Source organism: Nitratireductor sp. GCM10026969 (assembly GCF_042660605.1).
Classification (GTDB): Bacteria; Pseudomonadota; Alphaproteobacteria; order Rhizobiales; family Rhizobiaceae; genus Chelativorans.
Genome location: NZ_JBHSUM010000019.1, coordinates 24,704 through 46,371 on the forward strand (window position 1 = coordinate 24,704; position 21,668 = coordinate 46,371).

General features: G+C 61.2%; 15 protein-coding genes. 5 read left to right on the plus strand and 10 right to left on the minus strand.

Going from position 1 to position 21,668, the window contains the following annotated elements; all coding sequences use genetic code 11:
- Window position 1 precedes the first annotated feature (1 nt).
- The 7 genes from pglZ to ACFP9U_RS07025 all read right to left on the minus strand — a co-directional run bounded on the left by pglZ (window position 2) and on the right by ACFP9U_RS07025 (window position 12,559).
- Window positions 2-2,275, minus strand: a complete 2,274-nt coding sequence (pglZ, locus tag ACFP9U_RS06995) for a BREX-1 system phosphatase PglZ type B (RefSeq protein WP_378620082.1) — start codon at window positions 2,273-2,275, stop codon at window positions 2-4.
- Window positions 2,272-5,625, minus strand: coding sequence for an Eco57I restriction-modification methylase domain-containing protein (locus ACFP9U_RS07000; protein ID WP_378620083.1), 3,354 nt, complete (start codon window positions 5,623-5,625; stop codon window positions 2,272-2,274). The genes pglZ and ACFP9U_RS07000 overlap by 4 nt, the downstream gene beginning before the upstream one ends.
- Window positions 5,626-5,628: 3 nt before the next feature.
- The gene (gene brxC / locus ACFP9U_RS07005) at window positions 5,629-9,051 is read right to left on the minus strand and encodes a BREX system P-loop protein BrxC (protein WP_378620085.1); all 3,423 of its coding nucleotides are present in this window, start codon (window positions 9,049-9,051) and stop codon (window positions 5,629-5,631) included.
- A gap of 11 nt (window positions 9,052-9,062) precedes the next feature.
- Window positions 9,063-9,608, minus strand: a complete 546-nt coding sequence (locus ACFP9U_RS07010) for a hypothetical protein (RefSeq protein WP_378620086.1) — start codon at window positions 9,606-9,608, stop codon at window positions 9,063-9,065.
- The gene (locus tag ACFP9U_RS07015) at window positions 9,595-10,464 is read right to left on the minus strand and encodes a hypothetical protein (protein ID WP_378620088.1); all 870 of its coding nucleotides are present in this window, start codon (window positions 10,462-10,464) and stop codon (window positions 9,595-9,597) included. Before ACFP9U_RS07015 ends, ACFP9U_RS07010 begins: the two co-directional genes overlap by 14 nt.
- Window positions 10,439-10,645, minus strand: coding sequence for a ribbon-helix-helix domain-containing protein (locus ACFP9U_RS07020; protein WP_378620089.1), 207 nt, complete (start codon window positions 10,643-10,645; stop codon window positions 10,439-10,441). The genes ACFP9U_RS07015 and ACFP9U_RS07020 overlap by 26 nt, the downstream gene beginning before the upstream one ends.
- Before the next feature lie 225 nt (window positions 10,646-10,870).
- Window positions 10,871-12,559: a hypothetical protein gene (locus ACFP9U_RS07025; RefSeq protein ID WP_378620092.1), complete on the minus strand. Its 1,689-nt coding sequence runs from the start codon at window positions 12,557-12,559 to the stop codon at window positions 10,871-10,873.
- 376 nt (window positions 12,560-12,935) lie between these two features.
- Between ACFP9U_RS07025 and ACFP9U_RS07030 the strand changes: the two genes are divergently transcribed.
- Window positions 12,936-14,306 carry a phosphomethylpyrimidine synthase ThiC gene (locus ACFP9U_RS07030; RefSeq protein ID WP_378620093.1) on the plus strand — a complete coding sequence of 457 codons (1,371 nt, stop codon included), beginning with the start codon at window positions 12,936-12,938 and terminating at the stop codon, window positions 14,304-14,306.
- A 117-nt stretch (window positions 14,307-14,423) separates the two neighbouring features.
- Window positions 14,424-15,347 (plus strand): hypothetical protein, encoded by a 924-nt coding sequence (locus ACFP9U_RS07035; RefSeq protein ID WP_378620095.1) that lies wholly within the window; start codon window positions 14,424-14,426, stop codon window positions 15,345-15,347.
- 1,186 nt (window positions 15,348-16,533) lie between these two features.
- Here ACFP9U_RS07035 and ACFP9U_RS07040 read toward each other — a convergent pair.
- The gene (locus ACFP9U_RS07040; protein ID WP_378620096.1) at window positions 16,534-17,760 is read right to left on the minus strand and encodes a hypothetical protein; all 1,227 of its coding nucleotides are present in this window, start codon (window positions 17,758-17,760) and stop codon (window positions 16,534-16,536) included.
- 67 nt (window positions 17,761-17,827) lie between these two features.
- Between ACFP9U_RS07040 and ACFP9U_RS07045 the strand changes: the two genes are divergently transcribed.
- Window positions 17,828-18,931: a hypothetical protein gene (locus ACFP9U_RS07045; RefSeq protein ID WP_378620098.1), complete on the plus strand. Its 1,104-nt coding sequence runs from the start codon at window positions 17,828-17,830 to the stop codon at window positions 18,929-18,931.
- A 432-nt stretch (window positions 18,932-19,363) separates the two neighbouring features.
- Window positions 19,364-19,903 carry a cell wall hydrolase gene (locus ACFP9U_RS07050; RefSeq protein ID WP_378620099.1) on the plus strand — a complete coding sequence of 180 codons (540 nt, stop codon included), beginning with the start codon at window positions 19,364-19,366 and terminating at the stop codon, window positions 19,901-19,903.
- 16 nt (window positions 19,904-19,919) lie between these two features.
- Here ACFP9U_RS07050 and ACFP9U_RS07055 read toward each other — a convergent pair whose 3' ends face one another.
- Complete coding sequence (locus tag ACFP9U_RS07055) at window positions 19,920-20,435, minus strand: hypothetical protein (RefSeq protein ID WP_378620101.1); 516 nt, start codon at window positions 20,433-20,435, stop codon at window positions 19,920-19,922.
- Between the two features lie 189 nt (window positions 20,436-20,624).
- A complete protein-coding gene (locus tag ACFP9U_RS07060) occupies window positions 20,625-21,131 on the minus strand; it encodes a ferritin-like domain-containing protein (protein ID WP_378620102.1) in 507 nt (168 codons plus the stop codon).
- Between the two features lie 317 nt (window positions 21,132-21,448).
- On the opposite strand from ACFP9U_RS07060, the gene ACFP9U_RS07065 reads away from it, so the two are divergent.
- The gene (locus ACFP9U_RS07065; RefSeq protein ID WP_322451081.1) at window positions 21,449-21,595 is read left to right on the plus strand and encodes a hypothetical protein; all 147 of its coding nucleotides are present in this window, start codon (window positions 21,449-21,451) and stop codon (window positions 21,593-21,595) included.
- Window positions 21,596-21,668 lie beyond the last annotated feature (73 nt).

Genomic DNA, 21,668 nt, shown 5'->3' on the forward strand with positions numbered 1-21,668 from the left:
GTCAGTCCTCCCCGACCGTCAGCGTGCGGTGGGCCAATACCCGACCATCGTCATCCAGTACGACAAGGCAGGCGGCTTCACGCTCGTGTTCGTCGCTGACGAGGAACGACGTGCGGCCATGCTCGTCGAGAACCCTGCCGCCCTTGATCAGGCTCGGTCCGCTGGTCTCCGAACCGAGGCGCAGATCGACGCGGAGGTCGGCGCCGCCGGTCACTTCGACGCGCAGACGCAGCCCCTCCCACCTGGTTTGTCCAATGGTGACGGCGCGCTGTGCGCCATCGCTCGCCACCTTCAGGACGGGCAGGATGCATTCCTGCGGGCTGACGCCGCCATGTGCATACTCGTAGCCTGCATAAAACGACCGCGCTCCCGTCGCCGTCGCCACCGAGACCTCGGGGTTCCAACTCCACGGAACCTGGAGATAGGACGTTTCGGCCTTCGCTTTCACCATGGCGCAACGCGTCCGCTTGCCGTTGGGCTCTACCAGGCCGACATCGAGCGCCGCGTGGGGCAGCCCGCCGGGCATCAGCAGCCAGCCATGGTCGGTAACGATGTGAAGGCTCCGTCCCGAGCGCACCAACTGAAGGATACGGTCGACCGCATCGCGGATGCCTGCCGAAAGCCGCTCGGCAAGCCGTGCGCCCAGAGCATGCCCTTCTTCATCGAACCGCCCGGACTCCGCCCAGAGCTTCGCGTCAGGAAGAAGGGCGCTGTCCGTTTCCCAACCCTGCGCTTCCATCAACTTGAACAGAACGGGTTTCGTCGCCGGCTTGCCCTCCGAGGACAATGGCAGAACGTCGGAGGTGGTCGCCGGGCCGCTCAGCAGGGACGCGACCGGCGACACCATCGGCTTGCACGTCGCCGTGACAGTGGGGAATCCCGACCACATCCAGCCCAGCGAGACCTTCACGCCCTCATCCTCCAAGCGGCGGACGAGCTCACGGGCAAGGTCCATGCGCAAGCCGTCCACGAACAGGATCGTGGTGGCGCCGGGACCAGCCTCGGGCGGAGCAGCGAGCTTCACCTTGCCAACCCGGATCAGCTCCTGGAGCGCGAGTGCCCCCTGATCCATCCAGGGCAGATAGACCGCACGCAGTGCTGCGGCCACGGCCTCACGGTCGAGCTCGCGCGGCGCGACTGCAAGCGCGCGCATCGCGGCCCAATCCACATTGGCGCCTGCCGCGACATAAGCTTCGCCCAGCGCCTTGCCGTCATGGCTCGGCAGCGGCTCGGCGGCGGCGATTTTCGCGATGAACGCGAGGGCCTGCGCCAGGGGTGCTTCGCCGCGCCGCGCCCAGACTGTCTCTCGCCGCCAAGCGTGCTTCGCTTCCAACTCGCCAATTCTGGCCTTGGCAGCCTCTAATGAGCGTTCGGCCAGCCCCAGAAGCTGCTGACGCAGGTCCTTTTCGTCCCGAGCATTCAAACGAGGATAGGAGTCCTGGTGCTCGAACAGCGTTCCCGGCTCTTCGAGGCTGAGAAAAGTGACCACCTTCTCGAAACCAGTGGAAGCGGCGAAACGTGCCCAGACCTCCGCCCAGCGCCCTTCGCGCCTGGCCAAGCGCCGCGTAGCATCCTGCGGGGACAGCTTGCGCGGATCGAACTTTAACTGCTTTTCAGCAATATTGGCGAACGCGGCGAACCGCGCGGGGTCGCCCAGCTCGGTGAAGGCGCCGTCGATCCAGTCGAGCATGTCGGCGGCGAGGTCGGGGGCGAGCAGCGCATTGAGTTGGTCCGCGTTCCAGCGTTGGCCGCGCAGCTCTTCGACGGGGCGCGTGCAGAAGCGCAGTGCCGCGTGGGAAAGCGCTGTGCGGGTCGCATTGTCGTCGGCGATACTGAGTTTCAGCAGCCCGCGTTCTGAGGTGAGGAAGCCGCGCAAAGTCCAGTCTTTGCCGTTGACGTGCCCGAACGCGGTGCCTGCCACCGTGAACCAGACCAGCGGCTGAAGGAGCGCCGGACAGTCATCCGCACCCTTCAGCGTCTCGCGGGCGACGCCGGGCAGATAGAGGATTGGCGTGCTCCCCTCAGGCATGTCGACGGTGGGAACGGATCCGGCGACCGCTGCACGCAGCCAAACCGACGGTCCCGTGCGGGTCTCCGCGTCGAAATCGCCGTAGGTCAGCAGCTCCGGAAGACGCTCGCGCAGCGCCGGCAGAAGGGGTTCAAACTCCAGATTGGCGTCGCACCACACCACCGCTTCCGGCGGCGCCTCGGCCGCCGCGTTGTAGCTCGCAGCGTCGTGTAGGGCGCTGACGAGGGCATCGAGAGGTGTTGTCACTTCGCCGCCTCTACCCGTTTCGCGGCGGCCTCACGCGCGGCGCGCTTCTCGGCCAGGGTGGTGTGATGGTCGTTGCGGCGCTCGCCAATAAAAACGTCGTACCAGGGCGCCGACGGCACATCCTTGCCGCGGTCCTTGTCCTTCAGGATCTTCGACAGGTCGTGGGTAAGGACGCCCCCCTTGATGAAGGGCCGGATATTCTGGCGCACGCCATCGTCTAGATCGGGGTTCCATCCTAGCGGCTGCTGGGCGAGCGACTTCCAGCGGACGAAGATGTCATAGGGCTTCTCACCCTCGAGGATCTTCTCGAGCTTCTGCTGAAGCTCGCGGCCCTTCTCGTAGCGGAGCGTGTTGTTCTCCGCCTTGGCGCGGGCGAGCCAGTCGCCGAGCAGAGTAAAGGTGAGCTTGCGGAGGTTAGCCTGGTTGAAGCGGTGGTAGTGGACGAATACAGAGAAGCCGTCCTTCAGCCCGTCCGAGATGTGCCACAGGAAGGGGCGTTGACCGAACAGCGCGCAGTGCTGGCGGAAGGCGCGATCGCGCACCCAGGCCTCGAGCGAGCCATCTCGCGCAACCTTTTTGTCGAGCAACTCGTCGGCCTCAGCGACCAGCCGACGTTCGAGGGCATCGGACCAATCGTCGCCGAACGCGGCGGCGAGGTGCGAGCGAAGTCGGTCAGCAAGTGGTTTCTCGCCAGCGACAGGCGGTACGCCGAGGAGACCATCATCGTCACCGCTTGGAAGCGAACTGGCTCTGGCAACCATTGCGCGCGCTTCATCGGACAACCGCATTTTCGAGTCAGTCTCAGCAGGCCAGCGGTAGCCAGAAAGTCGTGCCAATGCTACATGCAGATCCGTGCCCCCCCGCGTCTCTGCTGGATGCCCGTGAAATGGCCATTGTGTTGGATCTATGGAGTTCGGTTCGGGTAGGCCACGTGGATACTTGGATTTTGCGAGCTGTGTCCATCGCTCCAGATCGAATGGAACCTTCACAAGTGTGGCGTTCGTGACGTTCACTTTCTGATCTATCCGCCTGACGTTGTCGTGAAATTCTGGGGAGCGGCAGTACTCCCATATAGCGGCAGTATTTTCTTCACGGTGCGCAACAATAACAGCCGCATTTGTGTCAAATACATGACCGCTGTAAAGCGTTACTGGCAGATGTCGCATCTGCCTAACTACGACACCGGCCTTACCCCACGCATCCGTACCGCGGATGAAAGCCTGACCGTCGTCAACAGCCTCATCGAGGGCGCGGCCCATATTTATAACTAATTCGCGTCCACCAAATTCAATAGTCTGATCTATTGTGCTCTGCCAGAAATGAAAATCCCCGAAATCCGCGAACAATTCCCAAAAGAAACGGCTGAACCTCGGAGCATCCGCTGGCGATACGCCTTGAAAACTTGATGCGTACTTCGAAAGTAGTTCACCAGTGAAGGGTGGGTTAACGGTTATTCTGGCGTCTGGGCCCTTCGCCTGCTTCATTTGAGGCAACAGAAGAGGTTTTCTTGTCTTCATGAGCGCGGGTTTGGCAACCAGATCTCGCCCGGTATCAGCGTTCAGTGCTAAGTATCTGTGACTCGTATCAGCTTTGGTCATCGTTGCCGCAAAAAGTGCAGTTCTAGCAACCCACCAGTTCATCTCATTGAAAGCCGCTGGGCCGAGATCGCACACTATTGAAATTTCCATCTTGTGGAAAATTTCCCTGCGCAACTTCTCGTAGCTTCCTAGGAAAAGCCAGTTTTGCGGTGACACTGTGGAGGCTGTTCCACCCTCTTGGGCAAGGAGGAACATTCGTTGGAGCATCGCTGTGGCTAGATCGGACTTTCCTTCGGGAAAGCGTCCAGAAATGTAGGACGACAATTGCGGTTTCTGTTTTGTCTTTCCGAGATAGGGGACATTGGTTGCTTGCAGTGTGTATTTCTTATGAAGAAGCGAAGCGGCATCTGACATCCCTCGAGCTGCAATCGCGCCCTCTATATGTTCTGGCTCGGCTTTGCGTGAACGCTCAAGTAGTGGCGCCAAAAGTCGTTCAACTTCCTTTAGTCGCTCTGATTCAAACAGGTCGCCTCCAGTCGGCTCGATTAGGCTTCCTAGTAGGGGCGCGCGGGAGAATAGGTCATGGAGGGCCGCAAGCGCATACTCCAACTCCGCATCGCCATCGGCGAGGTTTGTAAACTCCTGCTTCGGAAGCGGCGGTGGAGCGCCCACCCAGGCGATGTGTGGTAACGGCAGGGCTTGCCAGCCGCCGAGGCGCCAAGCGGTGAGCGCCACTGCGAAAGCAGCCAACTGCACACATCGCCCGTCGATCTCCAATCCATGGAGATTGTCGCGCAGTACCGCCGCGACCGCATCGGCGGCGGACAGATTTTCCTCTGCCAAGCGGAGCGCCACCAGGATAGCCAGCGCCTCGGTCAGGAAGTGTCCGGACCCACAGCAGGGGTCGAGGAAGGTGATCGCCTTCGCTTTCCTCGGCCATCCCGCGAACGTACCAGCTGCGGGTCGCCAAGGACTGTCCTCGCCCTCACGGACGAAACGCAGCATGTCAAAGCTGTAGCTGGGCAGCGAACAGGCCGCGCGCAATGCGTCCTCGTTCGCGGCGGTTTGCGCAAGTGCCGGATTGGTAGCCAGCACCTGTCCCGCCCACCAGGCACCCAATGTGTTGTGCAGCAGGAAACGCACCATGTAGGGCTCGGTGAACAGCTGCGTGACCGCAGGCAATTCATCCGCCCCGATCTTCACGCCCGAGGCATTGACCGCGTCCTTCTCGGCCGAGCGCCAGAACTGATAGGTCCAGCCAAGACTGTCCTCGGCCTGGAAAACCTCTACATCGAGCCCTGTGACCAGGCGGTGTAATTTCTGCGTATGCACCGGGTCGAGTTCGATCGCCAGGACCGGATCGTCGATGCGGAAAACCGCGGGAAGCATCGAGGCCGCATAGCGCTCGGCGATCACCCACGGATCGGTTAGGCCCTCCGTCCCTGCGAGCTCCCGGCAGTCCTCCAGAGAGACCGGCACGTCATACTCAGGATTTCGCAGCAGCCCGCGCTCCGCCAAGAAGCGCGCGAAGAGCATGCGGTGCCAATGCGCGTAGGCCGCCGCTTCGACCAGTCGCTTCGTTTCCTGCGTCTCGTCCGACTTGTTGAATGCGTCCCCCAACGCACGGGCATGGGCGCGCAGCCGGCGGCGCAATTCTTTCTCTGCGTCGTTCAGGTAAGTGGGCGCCTTGCCGGCCGCTACGCCGAGGCGCTGGATTGCATCGCCCGCGCCTTCCTCGGCGATGATGCGCGCATCCTTGATCGTCCTCTCGAGGGTACGGCGCAGAGCGGTGGGGAGGTAGCGGTTCGTCATGCGTCACACCTTCGGAATCACGGGTCCGTCGCCCAGCGCCTTGGCGATCCGCTCGCGGACCTTGGCGAGCCAGTCATCCAGCTCCGCCTCGCTCTTCAGAAGCGCGCCCGGCAGGTTCACGGCGCGTGCCTTGGGCTCCAGCAAGGCGGCGGCGGCGGCCAGCGCATCCTCGATGCGCGCCGGCAGCGCCTTGACCATATTCTCCCATTCCGACAGGCCGCGCTGTGACAGCGCCTCGGCAATCGCCTGCGGCGTGTCCACCGCTGGCTTGTCCACCATAAGCAGCCCGCATTCCTGACGGATACTGTGCTTCTGTTCCGGGGACAGCTTCGCCCAGGTCGGATCGTCAGCGAGCCGCTGCTCGCCCTTCTGCCACGCCGCCTCCCAGGCCGCATGGGCGGCGTTCAGCTTCGCCCGCAATGTCTCCGCCGCCGCAGAGATCAACGGCGGCACCGGATCGGGGTCGGCTAGCAATCGCCGTCCGTCACGCAGGTCGTCGAGATCGCCCTGTTGTTCCGTGGCGCCCAGGGCGACCAGGCGTTCCGACAGCCGCCAGTTGGGCAGCCGGTCGCCGATCTTCTGCGCGGCGGCCTTCCATGCCTTCAGCTTGTCGCGCAATGTCGCCGCGTCGGCCGCCAGCGCGGCAAGCAGGTCATTGCCTGAAAGGCTCTTGTAGGAAGCGATGTTGGGCACCGTTTCCGCCTCCGGCGCCGGCGGTTCGCCACCGGACTGCCGTGCGGCCGTTTCGAGGCGTTCGAGAAGCGCTGTCAGAACTAGATGTTCCTGGTTGTTCTCGAAGGCGATGCCCGCGTCGGTCAGCAGGCCACGCACCGGCATGCGCTGTGCGATGGTGATAATCGTCGTCTCGCCGCGGAAGGTGCAGGTGCCGAGCTTCTGGCGGGGGAGATCGGGAAGCGAAGCGGGCTTCCCATCGTCGCCCGTGACGCGGACCAACCCGGCATTGGCGAGCACGATAAGCGCTCCGTCGACGGTGTCCTGCGACCAGCCATAGGGCGGACTGGTGAACTTCGAGCGCAGGTCCGAACCTTTCCGGCCCGGGCCGAGCTCGGCGAGCAGCACCTTGCACACCGCGTGGTTCTCGGGCGCACCGGCATGGTCCACCGCCTTCATGGCATCCGGGTCCTTGCGCATCGCCCGGTCGCGCACCTTGTCCCAACCCGGGTGGTCGCCACCGGCGAACTGCGGGTAAAGGCGAGCAAGTGCGTTCGTCGCCCCTTCCTTCACCGCCTCGCCTGGCGCACCGGCAATCAATTTGCCGCCAGCCTGGTAGACACGGGCCTGCGCCACGGCCTCCCGGACGATCTCCTTGGCCACGGCCTGCGCCTTGTTGGCGCGGGACTGCATGGCGGACTGGGCCTCGCGCCCGGCGTCGGTTTGCGGCACTCCACGAACTTGCAGGACGTGCTCAGCGGCGCGCCAGGTCGTGAGCGCGGTCGTCAATTCGTTGTCGCGCGTCGCATGGCGCGGGATAAGCAGGTGGACGGAAGGGTCCGATGTCGATGCCGCAGCGATGTCCTTCTCCACCGCTGCCAAGTCTTCGTTCCACCCACTTCTCAGGCGCAATGGGATGCCGTCCGCCGGAGCCTTGTCATCGGGACGCAGCCGGTGGATGCGTCGTTGCTGACGGCTGGAGCCGTGCGTCACGCTGGTGGCGCCCGCCAAGGCGGTCTCGATCGCCTCGTCGAGCAGCTCACGTCTTGACCGGGTGAGCCCCGACTGATCGGCCAGGATGGCCTTCTCTTCGCTGCGATACGCGGATTCCCATTCCGCGCTCTCTTTCGTCTGCAAGCGCCATTCACCGCCGACCTCGATCACCGCCCCGTCGCCCTGAAGCTCCTGCAACAACTCGGGCACCTTGCGGCGCAGCTCATCCTCGCCGGCAAGATCGACGATCAGGAGGTCGGCAATGGTCTCTGCCTTTGCACGGACGCCGTGATGGTCTGCCTCCGGCGCAATGCGGCCGAGCATGTAGACCAGCATGAGAATGCGCGCCTTTAGCAGATCCTTTCCCGGTCCGCCGCGCAGGGCTTCAATCCGGTTCCGCGTCTCGCCCGGCAGAAGCCCGGCGTTGTATGCCTCGGTGGAGAACCGCCCATAGAGGAAATCGACCGGCACCGCGTGACCCAGCGGCTTGTCGCCATAGGTGCGCGCCGCATCCAGCGTGGTGCGCAGTTGTCCACGCAGAGTGCCGCCAAGTCCTGTGCGGTCGAGTTCGCGCAGGATGCGCTCCCAGACACGGCGACGGGATGGAAGCAGCGGCCAGTCGAGCACAGCTTCGTCGTCATCCTGCACCGTATGCGCCAGACGGCTTCCATGCAGGTGCCGACTGATCTCGCCCGCGTTCGTGCTCAACATGGCGCGAATCGGCTTTTCGGCACCCGTCTTCTTTCGCAGGACGGTCTTGCGAATAACTGCATCGACATCCGCTTCTCCGAGCGCGATCTGCACGGGGAACCGGTCGAGGAGCTTTTGCAGGTCCTGCACGTCGCTTAACGCCTGCTGACCGGTCGCGACCAACAGCACGCGACCGTCGAACCGTCCCGCAAGCCGTTCGGCGATCGTCTGTATCTTCAGCGTCAGCCCGGGGTCTTGCCGGATGAACTGCTGCACTTCGTCGAGCACGATCAGGGTCAATGGCAACTCGGTTCGACCCAGCATGAGCGCTCGACGAACCATCGTTTCGAGGAGATCGACGGTCACCGCAGGCGGCTCGGGGAACTGTGAACGGAGCAGCCCACTGAGGTCCTTGGGCGAGCCCGCCAGGTCTGGCTTGGCTTTCAGCACTGCGGTGCCGAAGCGGGGCGACAGAATGAAGTTGCGGATGTCGGTGTCGAAGGTGCTGCCTAGCACTTCACGAACACTGTCCAATATGCCGAGATCGGCCAGCCAGAACGCGACCTGACCCGCGCGGAGATCGCTTGGCAATCCGACTGCCCGCAGCACGATCCCAAGGGTGGCTTCGGCCGGATCGGAGGGGCCTGTTCCAAGCGTATCGCCGGCCGCCACAACGCCGCCCGCTCGCTTCGCCGCGATGCGCAACTCTTTTAGCGGCGCGGCCACTTCCGGCGGCAAATGATGTATCAGCCCTTCCGCCGTCGCGCCGTCGGAAAACTCAAGATTGGTCCACAAAGCTGCGAGCATGCTCGCAAGGTGGGACTTGCCGGAACCGTAGAAGCCGGAAATCCAGACGGCTGGAGCGCTGCCGCCTCGGCCAACGGAGCCAAGAAATGCCTCAAGGATGCGCGCAAGCCCATTGGCATAGGCGCCATCACAAACGAAGGTGGTGAGCTCTCCCCGCAGCGTTTCTAGAGCTTCCGAATTTGGGGGAAATGAAATCTTGGCAACGCCTTGATTGGCCAGTCTGTACTCGGCCGGATCGGTGTGGAAAGTTTCGCGGTTGAGCATGGCGCCGCCCCTCACAATGCGTTGTCAGTAGGAATCGGGATGGCGTGGTAGTTCCAACCGTCCCGCGCGTCGAGCAGACGGTACACGCCAGCGGAATGCTTTCCGGGAAATCCGACGAGGAGTCGCCCAGGGATGGAATCCGCAACGCGACTGATCAAGGTCGAGACCCGCGCGACACCGAACAGCGCACCACAGCCGTCCACTGCCAGGATGTCGTTCGCGGTGCAGGAGCGCAGGGCATCCTTAATCTCGTTGACGAGACTGTCCTCAATTTCGGGCAGGAGCCCTCGCAGTTCAGCCGGTTGCTCGACCAACGCATCGAAAAACTCGTGCTGCCCGATCCAGGAGCCGAACCACCTGGAGAGGGACACTTGTCGCCAACCGTGCCCGGCCTTGAGCGTCGCATGCTCGAACTCCGCAAGACGGCCTGTGAAACGCCGTTGGAGCGACTTGTCGTACCAGACGATCCAGACACGGCCCGCCGGAGGCGCATCTTCTGCCCAGGGAAGCCGGACTTGCTTGCTGTATGCGGTGAGGATGTCGTCAAACGTGTTCAAGTTCGGGCACCCCCAGAGCGGCCGCCATAGGCTGACGGACGGATATTTCGGTCACATCGCCCGCTGACCGGACGCGAGCTAGCCCGATAGCTTCAGCTCGCCGCAATGCGTCGAGAGCTTGTTCGGGCGCGAGGTCCAGCACCTTCATCCAGCCGGAGCTAAGGATAGACGGTCCACCAAACCCCGAAGCCGTTGCAATGAGTGCCGCGAAGGCGACGGTCGGCGGAGTCGGCGTCACTCGCTGCCTAATTTTCTTGACCGCTCCCTTAAGATGCCCGCTCTGCGTCCATGATGAAGCACAGTTCTGAGCAAGAGATCGCAGCATCTTTTCGCTGAAGCGTTCGGGATACGCCGCGACGATCGCCTCTTCAAACAATGGCCGTTGCAGGCTTTGCCCCACGGAACCGGCCATAACAACAGGGGCTGACTCCCGCAGCAATGGGTCACGCGCCAAGGCAACGAGTAATGCCTGCAATCGGCGGCCCTGAATGTCGCTTTTCCAGATTCTCATGAGCGCCTTCGACAAAGGCGGCTGATCGCCGAGCCCATAGAGCGACGCCATGTGCCTGTAAGTCAGTCGCCGAGTGTTGCTCGTAGCCTTGCCGATGGCGTTCTCTTCGATGGCGGCTGACCGGAATTCCTCCGGTATCGACGCGCCGGTTCCCATCAGGGCTTCAAGCTCAGCGAACATCATGGTCTTGGACTGATGCGCTCCTCCTCCGGACAGCTTTATGCCGAACCAGGAAAGCTTGGCGTCTTCAGCCCGCGCGCCGCACCAAAGTGTCGCCCTCGATTCGGCTCGGGTGAGCGACCCGCCGCTGCTCGCCATATCAGTCCTTGTTCGAAGCGCGAGCATGCAGAGTGTCTTCCCCCTTACTGTCGACCGATTGAGCTCGCTCGATAAATTGCCTGACCGCCTGGCGGATCAGCCACGAAAGCGACACGTCTCTCGCGACCGCGAGGTCAGCCAAGGCGTCATAGTCCTGCTCTTCGAGACTGACCGTCAGTCGCGTAGACTTGCGGGGGCGATCGGACATCGCATCCTCCAGCCGTGAATTTTCCTGAGACTATTCGTTGCGTCATCACTTCGCAACAAAATGATGCATTTTTCATCACAGCTGCGGGTATTTACCGTCCCGCCGACGGTGATCGCCTATGAGGGCGCGGCGGCCAGCGTCACATGCCGAACACGCTCTCTGATCGGCCCGCTGTACGCCCGGGCCCACCGCTGGAAGCGACTCATGGTGAGCGGCCGATTCGCTTCAGTGGCCGAGTTGGCCGAGGCCGAAAAGATCACCAATCCTATCTGTGCCGGGTCCTGCGCCTGACCCTACTCGCCCTAGAAATCGTCGAGGCGATTCTCGAGGGAGGCAACAATCCGACCGATCGCCTTGACTATGGTGATGTCGACGCGCGGGCGCGGCGCACTCCGGCGCCGGATGCTTCCAATGCGAGTGGATCGGTTGGGCAGCTGCCACCCAGAGCTCCGCATCGACCACGAAAAGTGTTGGGTCAAAGTTGTGCGCGGACCCGTGATGGGGCAGCATGAAGGTGGTAACCCAATTTATCTCATTGCGATAGTGATGTTGGAACCGCTGTACTGTCTGCGGATTCCTGAAGCCCGCATCGCCCGTGCCCATCCAACCTACGCGCGCACTAGCGAACGCCCGTGAATTGCGCAACACGGCGCCGGCTTTCTGCGGCTCGGCCGGCCCTGAGTACAACGACATGGACGTTTCGTTCTTGTCACCGAACGCCCAAGCATAAGCCCGGGAAACGGCGGTGCGGTGCTTCGTCACCAACCCTCGACGTTCCTTCTCGATTTTGACCTTGTCGCGGAAGCTACCCCTCGGCCATCGCAGGACTACCTCCACCGCGGCACAGAACGCCTCCCGATCCGGCCGAGATGCCTGCTTTACATATGGCTTCAAGAGCCATCCACCTTCGGCGCCCCCGGCAACGTCGAATTCGATCCGCTGCACGACGGTCGCCCCCTGCAGCGTCCGGCGTGCCACAGGCGGCGCACTGCCCCAGCCCGTCGGATCCTTGCCCATCCACGGCATACCGTCGGGTCCGGAACGAGGAGGCTCTGCGGGCGGTAGTTCGAAAAAGCCCAAACCACCTTCGTCCTCCTCATCCGGCATTACCATTACGATCTGCCGCGGGGCGAATCGAGACATGGTACCAACTGGATCGACGATAACATCTTCGTAGAAGCGTTCTGAACTGCGTTCGCCGCTGATCGCCGCACTTCTTCCAAACGCGATCATTCGATTGATATCATCCAGATAGGGCATCACGATCGTATCGACCCGGAGCCCTCTTCTTTCGTGCAAAAGGTGAGGAACGCCACAGATATGATCCCGGTCGAAGTGCGACACGAAAAGCATATCGAGTCGGCGAGATGGGCGCCGAGCCACGATAGACCGCACGGACTGGACCACACCCGCTATCGGATCCGAGCCGCAGTCGTAAACATACATGAAGTCAGCGGAAGGTATCGCGTCGGCAATTAGGGACGGCTGCCACGTCGCGTTGTTCAGTCCAAGCTCCCGAAGCGTACCAATGTTGAAGCCGCCCTGACCCACAGGGAGCTGATACCGGTGATGTCCTAGAACATGTTTCGCTAATTCCCGCTTCCATGCGCGAGAGTGGCTCGATGGTAGGCGGGCCGTCCGAGCAGCAACGCGCGCAGCTTGCTGTTCGCGTTCCGATAGGAACTGGCGACAGTGATTATGGAAATCCTCGGCCTCGAACGTTTGTTGCCTGAAATCCAGTGCCTTGGCAAAGAGTTGGTCGGGTATCGTCCGCATCATATTATCGAAGATGGACTCCGCCATCATTCTCAAGCCATAGCTGCGAGCTATGGCTGTGCGAAGGTAAAAATCGGCGCACTGACACGCCAACTCCCAGCTTTCTTCATCCGAGTCGTTAGAAGCGATGTTACTCATCTGTTGATTAGAAACCTCTTCGATGTCCCCAGGAGATGTGATGGGCGATCCAGAAAGGCTAATGTAAAATAACAAAACTCGGCGTGGAATATTCGTGCAATCAATCGCCGCTTTTCAGCATTTTCAAGTCGCCTGCAACGACCGCAATGGGGTCGCTTGCAGAACGGCAGCTAATCGATTTGTCGCTGAAAGCTGGCGGTCTGCAATCGGCCCCTAGCCGACCGGCTAGCACACCTCGCAGCCATCCAGGGTATCCTGATTAGTTCTCAAAACCGGAAATTAGAATGTTCAGGACTAAGATGGTCCATCGCCGGGGTGGAAGGTCGTCCAAAGCTCGACCGGTCGCGGCCGCATACGACTAGAGGAGTAGTAGTATATGAGGACCACTATACCTGCCGCCCAGCTCGTGCGCGAAGTCTGCCAAGCCGCGTACCGCGGCGAGGCAGCGGCGTTCATCGGATCGGGAATCTCGGTTCCATCAGGCCTGCCGAATTGGACGAGCCTTCTGCGTCCGATGCTCGATAACCTCGGCATCTTTCTACGCCCCTCAGGGGAGGATCTTCCCCTCTTTGCTCAGCATCTTGTGAATTTGAGCGCCGGCAACCGTGGAGCTCTAGTTGCGCAACTGAAGGAGGCTATTCAGCGCCGCGGTGCCAAGCCGAACTACTACCATCGAGCAATTGCACGCAGCTCGATCGAGTTGGTGTGGACAACGAATTACGACACCCTCTTGGAGCAGGCGTATGGGGCTTACCCAGCCATCGTGCGGGCGCGGGATACCGACATGTCACTTGTAGGAGACCCAGACGCCGTCGCTGACCTGAGTCTAGCTGTCCTGCAAACGCCGTTATGGCGGCGCGCCCTCACGATGGGTTTCGCCGCTGCGTCACTGCCAATTTACACCGTTCGGCGGCAAAATGGCAAAGTCGACTCGTCTGAGCTTTTGGATAAATCGGTGGAGCAGATGGAGGGGGGCGTCGGCATACTGACGATCCATCCGACGGCGCGCCTGGATATCATAGATCTTGCGAGGAGACGTCTCGTCCCTTGGACCTCGCGTGGTGGCGGGGTTGTTATGGCGGACCTTCTCGCACGAGACCTCACGGAAAACGTGTATCTAAGGATACTCCCTGATATCGTGAGTTCTGCAAAAAAGCATGGCACGGTACTCAGTCTCGGAGCATCCTTCCGGTCTGCGAACATCTTCGATTCATTGGATGCGGCGCAATGGGCAGAGGTCGAATTCCAGATTGAGCTGGCCAATATGCTTCGAGCGGACGGCTGTGACGTGATTATCGAGTCCCCGGGACACGCGAGACCGGCACACATCAGAGAAATCAGCCGCCGGCTTTCTGCTGCGGGGCACCCAGTGATGCCACTAGGCCCTATACCTACCGACGTAGCTGCGGGCGAGGATCATGTGTCGGCGGCCATCGGCGCTACGCTGATGGGCCTTGCCGGGGCAGCTCACATTCTTGCGGCAGTAACGCGCGAGGAGCACACCGGAGGCATCCCCTCAACGGCCTCGACTCTCGAGGCGGTTCGGGCATCCCGCGTCGCAGCTCACGTGATCGATATCGACCGACTCGGCGATGTTTCCGCGGACGAGCTAGTAGTCAGGCGCCGAGCCCAGGCACGGACATGTGTCGCAGGCAGGACAAGACGTGGCTGCGACCGATGTGCAGACGTATGCCCGCTCTGGTCTGTGCTCGAGCACCAGAATGCCGACGTCAGCGGCAGAAAGTAGTCGGTTCTCATTCCTGAGGCGGACTACTAATCAATCGACAATGTTTCCCGGGGGCCAACACTTTACGTGACTGGATCACACCGTGGCTCCAGCTCTCTCGCCGACGAGGTCGGTAGAATGCTGGCCGATCAGGAAGAAGTGCGAGTCGTTCTCCTAGACGGACAGTCCACCGGGCGGAGCCGAAGCTTGATCTCCGCATTCGTGCACCGTGTATATGCTTTTCTGTGCGCGGAGGCGGGGCAGCAGATGGTAGATGCCGGGTGGGGACAACTTTTCGTCGCAGCTCTTGGCGGCGGTTCTACGGTGAAGATCCTCGACATCGCTTACCAGGAATGGCGCAAGCGAAGAGAAAAGTCGGACTCCGCCGAACAGTTCGTCGACCGTCACCTCGATCCCTTGCTGAAGGCTGCCGACGAGCTAGTCGGCAAGCTACGATCGCTTGCGGAAGATGACTTCAAAGCGATTCACAGCGTGACGCCAGACGACAGCCGCCTCGAGAACCACGATTTTGCGAGCCTCCTATACCTATTTGGCTGCTTCTGGGTGCAGGTTGAGGTGATCCGTCAGGAAGGTATGTCGGTCGCAATGGCAAAGGATGAGCGCGGCCTGCGGCTCCAGAAGTTCTTCGATTGCCTAGAAGGGCGCCGCGTCCGGATCCTACCGAGGGTACTGCAACGCGCTGTTGGCGAGACTTTCCGCACTGAAACGGGAGCGAAGACCTTCGTCGAGTTCGTAGCTGCCTTCGAAGAAAACGAAGGTTTCAGGCGGTGGATCATGCCTCTGGCGACGTTCCTCTCTCGAACCGAGCACACGACCGAGCGCCAGCAATTGCTGCAATACGGTGTCGTTGTGCACGCGATGATCGACCTGCTTGACCCCACGCACAGTATAACCCGTGAGCGGCCGTCCATGCCAAACAAGCTAACCACTAAGTCATGGAGAGCACTTAACTATCGAGTGTTTGGTGTCTATCTGACATTCGTCAAGGACCGACAAAAATACATCGGGCCGCCTAGAAGGCGGCCCGAAAGAAAAGGGTAAGGCGGCCCGAAGAGACTTTGGAACCCTAAGGCTCGGAACGTCTGTTGGGCGCGCCTTTAGCTCGTTGGCACACTGATGTGCATCACACCGCTAACATCGTTATGCTGGCGCCAAATGTCAATGGCAACATACTGTTCAGGATGCCAAAAGTATTCTGTCCGTCTCCGCTGATAATCCTCTAGTCCTGGCGGAGAAATCCGTAAGTGGCGACCACCGCTGGGGAAGTTGGCTCTGCTGTGAGGGGTCGCCTTCGAGCGCTCCACTCAGACTCTGGATGGCCGGGGAAGCGGCCAAGTCTTAGAGGACCGCTCACCACCCTCCAGCGCTATTGCTGTCGTACCGTGCCAATGACAGGTTGAGGTTAGGCCAGGACAAACCCTTGTCGAGCTGAACGTCCGCTCATCCACATCCCGCACCAGAAGCCGCCATTCCGCTTCCCGGCCCCATAGCGGTCCTTCTATCATTCGCGATCGAATAACCGCTCCTGGCGCGTCCTCGCGAGTTTAAACACTGGTTTGGGTGATAGTAGAAGCAAGTCATTGGGTGCTATAGACAGCGCGGTGGGATATCGAAGTTGGATTGGCGAGGCTGGAGAAATCTTACGTTGCGGCATCAGCTTACTGGAAACTCTGGTCTATACCACGTGGCACGCGAGCTTTCCCGGCGGGGCTGGCACGTCATGCCCACGGTTCGCAATGCGAGGGGCGCGGACCTATTTGCCGTCAGCGAGGATGAATCCCGCGTCTTACCCATACAGTCCAAGGCACTCACCAAACGAGATCCTGTCCCGCTTGGCGGTTCACTTGATACGCTGCGGTCGCCATGGTGGATCATAACGACAAAGGCTACCTCTGACTTGCCAACGTGCTACATTTTGACCTTGGAGGAGGTTAAGGCTGCCGCCCATCGGGGCGTAAATTCAGGCGGCAGAGTCTCTTACTGGCTGCAGCCGAAATCATACGCAACTGACGAGTATAAAGAGGCTTGGCATCGCCTCGGGACCCCCTAGCATATTCCGCCAGGGGTGATCCGTCCGTGGCGTGTGAGCGACCGGAGAGGCGCCACGGTCTCGGCTCCTGGCGCTCAGCCATACATGTTCGGGCGAGTTGTCCGTCTCCTCGCCCCTGCCCCTAGTCAAAGTCGCGGCTACATTAGCTCTGTGCTTCCGCACGGAGTCGCGATCGCTTCAATCCACATCGGTTTCGAAGGCGCCATCGCGAGCAAGGCGCTCATCGAGGGCTACCGGCATTGACGCCTGTTGCATTCGTTTAAGCCGAGCGCGGACCCAGCCAATCAGCCGGTCAACCCGAGCGGGTATATCGCCCTTGTTGCTCGACCGCTCGAGAGCAGCAAGATAGTCCGCCAGCCGGGCGATTTGGTCTTGTTCGGCCATTAAGGTGTCGAGCGTAGCCACACGCTTGCGCTCAAGGGCGGCACGCCGTTCAGCTTCTTGCCGGCGCCGTTCGGCCTCTTCGCGAGCCAAACGGCGACGTTCGTCGGCTTGGCGGTTCTCCCTTTTCCCAACGGCGATAGCGGCCACCGTCGATATGATCTTCGGGCCCATCCTCAAAACGTCTCGAGTCTTGCTGTCGGCGAATACCCTGCGGATGACGGGACCCCAATACTCATTCTCCGTCCGGACCCGGACTTCCTCAAGACGAACGGCGAGCCGCCCCTGAAATTGCTCTTCCCATTTGGGGATGTGCGGCCGCCCCCAATCACTCGCATATCCATAGCGCTTCCGATCAGCTTCACGCTTTGCTTCCCATTTCGCCACTGCCTTCAGCTCGGCTTCCGTGGGAATATGCTCGACCCTGTCGGCGGCTTCGACGAGCTCGAACGAAACACTTTCGCCTTCAGCTCGCCAGAACGCCGCACCGTCCTGCGCCTCCAGCTTGATACCCGCGGTCCTGGCAGTTCGGATCAGCATCTCCAGAACAAGCTTGGCTCGGCCGGCCGATTCAGGGCGGACCGACACACTGATCAGCCCCTTGCCTTCGACGTGCACGATGCCCGTTCGATCAGCCTTTGCTTTCGACAATTTGGCGATGGTGCGCTCGAGAATGGGATCGTGAGCAACGTCGACCACGTCATCGGTTTGTTGCTGTTCGACGGCCGCTTGCACCCGCGCACGAGCGGCTGCGGCAGCTTCACTTTCCACTGTGCCAGCTCCTTCGTGTATGACGATGTAATCGCTGTCATCGCGCTCCTTGTCCTTCGGCAGTGGCGTGCTTCTCACCGGCTTACCATGAGCCTTCTTGGCCCAATAACCGAGCGGCGGTGTAGGGATGTTGTGCTTGCGGCAGATCTTGTGCAGCGCCACGTCAGACAAGCCGAAGTCCTTCGCCAGCTTCGTCACTGGACGATCCCAGACAAGAGCGTAAAGCTGTTCGCGGGTGAGTCTTGTTGCCATGGTGCCGGCCCCGATAACATGAGTTCGTAACGATATGACGATGCCTGAGGGTTAGGGGGAGCTGCAATTGACTCAGGGCTTTATCTACATGGTCGATCCGGACGGTGGTCTAAAGCGGATGACGCCGTCTGCCCCAGATAATGAAGACAGCATGCAGGCATTGGTGTCTCGATATCCCGAGCTGATCACCGATGGCGACGGTGAGCTGCTACTAATCCGGCGAGAGCAGACAATCGCGGACAACGAGGACGGAGCCAGCCGCTGGTCCCTCGATCATCTATTCGTGACGCGCGATGCCGTTCCGGTGCTGGTCGAATTGAAACGCGCGGTCGACACGCGCCTGCGACGAGAGGTTGTGGGACAGATGCTGGATTATGCCGCGAATGCCACCGCCTACTGGCAGGCAGGGCGGATCGCGGATAGTTTCACCAGGACAGCCGTCGAGACAGGAACAGATCCGGACACAGCTCTCCAGGAGTTCATTGGCGAACAGGATCCTGCAACTTTCTGGGAACAAGTCGACGCCAATTTCAAGGCTGGCCGCATCAAGCTGGTGTTCGTAGCAGACGAGATTCCGCGAGAGCTGGCCCGGATCGTCGAGTTTCTAAACGACCAGATGCGCGCAGATGTCCGGGCGGTCGAACTACGCTGGTTCGCTGGTGAAGGCGATATTATTACGCTCAGCCCCCGGATCATCGGTGAGACGGAACGGACCGCCGTCGCAAAGCGGTCGTCCGCTGCGCCAGAGCCCATTTCGCGCGACCAGTGGCTGCAGAAGCATATGAGTTCGGACGATGCGCGCACGCTGGCAGGAGCACGAGCGTTTATTGCCGTGGTTGAAGGGCTGGGCGGTGTCGCTGACGTGTCCTCGCGACAGGGGTCCATCTATGCTGCGTTTACAGGCAGCGACGGCAAGGTTTTCTACCCTCTGCATCTATGGGCGGAGGGCGCGCTCGTATCTTTCACGTTGCGCTTCCTGCATCAGCGGTCAGCATTACAGGATGAAGGCGTGCGCCGCCGGTTGCTGGACGGCCTGATCCAGATCGTTGGCCCGCTGACAACCATGAACATCAAAGGCTATCCGTCTTTCAAAGTCGACTTGCTGGCCGACCCAAACATCCTTCCAAAGGTCGAGGCGTGGCTTGCCTCCGCGCTCGACCAGATGCGGTAAGATCCTCCCAGAGGGCAACCAACCCTGTAATGCCGGTCCGGTTCGCTGAAAGGTCACTTACCGTTCCCTGTTTTCCATTATGAATGACGCCCGATGCATATCCCAAAAAGGCCGGGCTTCCTGGGCATTGACGCCGCCGGAGCCTGCTTTTTTTTGCTTCACCGCGCTAAATTCCCTGATAACAGGGAAACTGAGGCCGGTTCGGACAAGACGAGACACACCGCCACTTCGGTATAAACCGGGAACGCCGATCCCGCCGACTTTCCCTCCCTCGGTGGCTACAAGCGTCCTCAACAGGATGCCTTCCGTTCAAACGAACCTGCGCGCTCGGCAAGGCCGGAGCAATGGCCTCTTTCTCGCCCAATCCTTTTCAAGTTGATGCCCCATTGATCAGACAGAAGCCCGCTCAAACAAAGCAAACGGGTTGGGGACATGATCCGATCAATTGCAAGCCTCGCGCTTGCCATGGGTATTTTTTGCGTTGCATTTCCATCCGCTTCCGGCACCGCGCTGGCGAAGCCGCCCGACGGCGCGGCGGAGGAGAAGCCGGTCTATCGCAGCTATCTGAAGGAGGTCGGCTGCCTGGCCAAGGCGATCTATTTCGAAGCCAGGGGGGAGCCGGCCGCCGGCCAGAGAGCGGTCGCCGGGGTCGTTCTGAACCGCGTCGAAAGCGCCTTTTATCCGGACACGGTCTGCGGCGTCGTCTACCAGAACGAACACATGAAAAACGCCTGCCAGTTCTCCTTCGCCTGCGACGGCATCCCCGACAAGATCAAGGAACCCGGCGCCTTCGATGCGGCCGAGCACATTGCCGTGCGTACGTTCACCTGCAAACGGACATGCCGCAGCCCGAGCCCGCTGGCGCGCTCCACCCACTACCACGCCGACTTCGTCACCCCCTGGTGGGCGGAGAAGCTGGAACGGACGGGCAAGGTCGGACGGCACATCTTCTACTATACGGCGACGATGTAGGCCGGCGGAGCGCCGCTCATCGATTGCCGGCAGGGCCTTTACCGGCGAGCCCCTCGGGCCGATGGTAACCTGGCCCGACGGTCAGTGGCGCAGCGGGAAGCGCGCTGTCGCCGATCCGACTTTGATAGCTGCGTTCAGTCCGCCAAAGAAGCGTTTTGCCCTCCCGATCGAGCACCCCGATCGCCACCTTATAGGACTTTCCGGCCTCGACCTTGCCGAGCGCGGGCGAGCGCAAGGAATAACGGTCGGTCATGGTGCTCACCCGCTCCGTGACGACGAAAGGCGCCCCGCCGGCGGGATCCTCGAAACGTGCCTCGATGATCGATCCACTGGCCAGCGGCCGCGTCACCTGCGCCGAGAACCCGTAAAAGACCTCCGCATCGCGGTAATTAAAGACGAAACCGCCGCCGGTAATCGTCAGGTATGGCGCCTCCGACGGGTCTTCCCGCGTCAGCCAGCCGATCACGAAAAGCACTGCGCAGAGAGCCAGCGCGATGCCCAAAACCTTCTTTTCCGACCACTGCCAGCGCATCCACCCTCCCTGCAGGCAAAGATCCCGCAGCGGAAACCCATGCAGAAAGACGATTAAACGTCACCTGCCGCCGACATTGTCCAGCGAAAAACATTTGTCAGGGCGGGTAACCAGGGGAGGTGCCTCTCCGTCCGGCGGAGCGCGGCGGCGTGGGGCGGAGAGGCAATGCACACGGAAAGTCGCGCCGGCCTATTGGGTGGCTTCGAGATTCACCCTTTGCTCGGCAAGTTGCGTCAGCTTATCGTCGGTCGCCTTCTCGTCCGCCATGTTGCGCTTCATCACCTCCGCGCAATCCTTGCGGCCGAGTTCCTGCGCCCAGGTGATCAGCGTGCCGTAGCGCGTGATCTCGTAATGCTCCACCGCCTGGGCAGCAGCGATAATCGCAGCATCGAGCACCTTCTTGTCCTCGATCTCGCTGGCCACCTCGTTAGCCTCCTCGATGATGCCGTCCATGGCGGGACAGTCCACACCCTTGGCCTCCAGCTTCATCATGCGGAACACCTCGTCCAGGTTCCGCACATGGCCTTCGGTCTCCTGCAGGTGCTTTTCCAGCCCCTGCTTGAGCTGCGGGTTGCTGACCTTGTCGATCATCTTCGGCAGCGCCTTGATGATCTGGTTCTCGGCGTAATAGATGTCGCGGAGCGTGTGGACGAAAAGATCGTCCATCGATTTGATGTCCTTGGAAAGTAAACCCATCGCCTTGTCCTCTTCTTCTGCGGTGACGGCCGGAGCGCAGGGTCCGCTCTGTTCGGTCCGCCCCGCCCTAACTCGGCGTCAATGGGTCTGTTCCATGGGTCTGGGCGCAGCCAGCGATCTTTTCGGCACCCGATTCCGTGACTTTTCGGCAACAGGGGAGCGGCGGGGACATGCTGCCACAGACTCGCCCGGAAGACTCCCATTTTCCGCCATGGAGGCCTGTTTTCCGTGGAACGTGGAAACGGGCGTTCACCGGAAATTCATGCTCCTTCGGCAGAATCTCCGCAGACCGCCGGAAATGGTCAGGACGTGGGCCCATGGGATTGCTCAAACTGTTCATCGGTTGCGCGAAGGTTATCCGCACCTTCTTCGCACCCCGCTATCATCCCGAGCGCCACTACATGCGCGGGCCCGGCCCTGCCTGCGCCAGGCGCGACGGCGATAACCGCTCGGCACACGCCTGAGGGGATCAGCGGCAGGGTTTCAGCACCACGGGCTCGCCGGGCTCGGTGCCGAGCCGACGGCATGAGCCGCCGG